The following is a 2167-nucleotide window of genomic DNA, read 5'->3' on the forward strand; positions in this document are numbered from 1 at the left end:
ATGTCTCTGGACATGGGTGACAGTTCTGTGTCAGGACATCGGTGACACTTCGGTGGGGTCTGGGGGTGACACTTGTGGTCTGGGATTGAGGGGTGAGCTCAGATAAGAACCGTAGTGTTGATCCTCGTGTCTGTCTGGCGATCGCCCGGTGGCCTGATGACGCGCCTCGTGGGGCGGTGACGACGTTCTGCGCCGGGCACTCCATCTCACGCAAGACGTTCTACGTCCTGCGGCGCCGAGCCTGTCTGGAGGGGTCGGCGGCGGTACTCGAGTCCCGGTCGCGTCGCCCGTGCACCAGCCCGAGTCGTCTGCCCGAGGTGGTGCGTTCCCAGGCTCTGGAGGTGCGGGCGGCCCTGGAGCGCGGTCAAGTCTTTTGGTGTGGTGTAGATCGGGTTAGGGGTTGAGGGTGGTGGTGTGGTGGTCGGGTCGGGGGTGCTGGTCGTTGTGGAGCATGTGGGTGAGGCGTTGCAGGGATGTCTTGGACAGGTAGCGGCGTTCGCCGTACTGCCATTCCTCGTGCTGTTCGAGCAGGACGGCTCCGATCAGGCGGGTGACGGACTCCCGGTCGGGGAAGACCTGGACAACGTCGGCGCGGCGCTTGATCTCGCGGCCCAGGCGCTCGATGGGGTTGTTGGACCAGATCTTTTGCCAGTGCTCCCTGGGGAAGGCCGCAAACGCGGTCAGGTCGGCCTCGGCGTCGGCGAGCATGTCGGCGATCTCGGGGAAGGCGTCCTTCAGGGAGTCGATGACGTGCTTGTACTGGGCGGTGACGGCCTGCCGGCTGGTCTGGGCGAAGATCGTGGAGATCAGGGCGCCCGCAGGCTTGGAGCGGGCCGAGCCGAGCCTGGAGGTGATGTTGCGGGCGAAGTGGACCCGACACCGCTGCCAGGCCGCGCCCGGCAGGATCGCCTTGACAGCGGCCTGGATGCCGGCATGGGCGTCGCTGGTGACCAGCACGACCCCCTCAGGGTCCTGATCGGTGGGAACCTTCAGCCCCCGCTCGCGCAGGGAGCGCAGGAAGGAGGTCCAAAAGTCGGTGGTCTCGGCGTCCCCAACAGCCATGCCCAGGATCTCGCGACGTCCCTGGGCCGAGACGCCGGTAGCGACCACCAGGGCCTGGCAGACCACCCGGTGCCCTAGGCGCACGTCGAGGTAGGTGGCGTCCACGAACAGGTAGGGGAACCAGGTGTGGTCCAGCGGCCGGGACGCAAACTCCGCGATCGCCTCGTCGATGTCCTTGCAGATCCTTGAGACCGTGGATCTGGAGATACCGGACTCGTTGCCCAGCGCCCGCACCAGATCATCGACCTTACGGGTGGAGACCCCCTCAATCCAGGCGGAGCAAATCACCGCGTATAGGGCCTTGTCGACCCGCTTGCGGGGGCTGAGCAGGGACGGGAAGAAGGACCCCTGCCGCAGCTTGGGGATGGCCAGGTCCACCTCGCCGGCGGTGGTGGCCAGCTTCTTGGGGCGCTTACCGTTGCGGCGCGTGCGCCGGTCCTCGGTGCGCTCATAGGGGCCCGCGCCGATCACGGCGGTGGCCTCGGCGTCGATCAGGTCCTGCAGACCGGCCTGGAGCAGACGACGGAAGACGTCATCATGAGCCAGGTCCGGGTCGGCAAGGACTATCCTGAATCAGGACGGAGACGGCAGACTGGTGAGGGGGCATCGTGGGACAACCTCCTGGTGAATCTTGGTCGAGAATCCGGATCCCCACGATGCCCCCCTCCTGCTCCAAGCCAGAACCACCGGCCAGGGAACGCCGCAGGAACTGCCACCACACTAAGAGACCCACCCGGGACGGGCGCTCACACTCCGCCGCGATAGACAAGCTGACGCGCTTTTCAGGATCGCGTTGGCTCTTCGCAGCTCTCGGGCCTCTTTCTCTAGCTCCTTGATCCGCTGTGCCTCGTCAGTGGTGGTTCCCGGCCACTACCCTGACTCGTGACATTTTGGTGGGTTGTGGGTGGTGGGATGTGAGTTTTCGTTGGTATTGCGGTGTTGGGGGTCTGGTGGTGGGGCACTAAGAGCCCGTATGGTGCACTGGTGTGAGCCCGTTTGTGCGTAAGGTCAGGACCGCTTCGGGGGCCACGGCGGTGCAGATCGTGTCCAAGTCCGGTGGTGTGCGTCGGATCGTGGAGCACCTGGGCTCAGCCCACGACGAGAC

Annotated in this window: 2 pseudogenes; both read right to left on the reverse strand. The window is 65.6% G+C overall.

Going from position 1 to position 2167, the window contains the following annotated elements:
- Positions 1-393: 393 nt before the first annotated feature.
- Positions 394-1669 (reverse strand): annotated as a pseudogene (locus tag HMPREF0975_RS14185) (IS256 family transposase).
- A 128-nt stretch (positions 1670-1797) separates the two neighbouring features.
- Positions 1798-1926 (reverse strand): annotated as a pseudogene (locus HMPREF0975_RS17415) (IS3 family transposase); the annotation flags it as partial.
- Between the last annotated feature and the right edge of the window lie 241 nt (positions 1927-2167).

The organism is Actinomyces sp. oral taxon 849 str. F0330 (genome assembly GCF_000239715.1).
GTDB lineage: Bacteria > Actinomycetota > Actinomycetes > Actinomycetales > Actinomycetaceae > Actinomyces > Actinomyces johnsonii.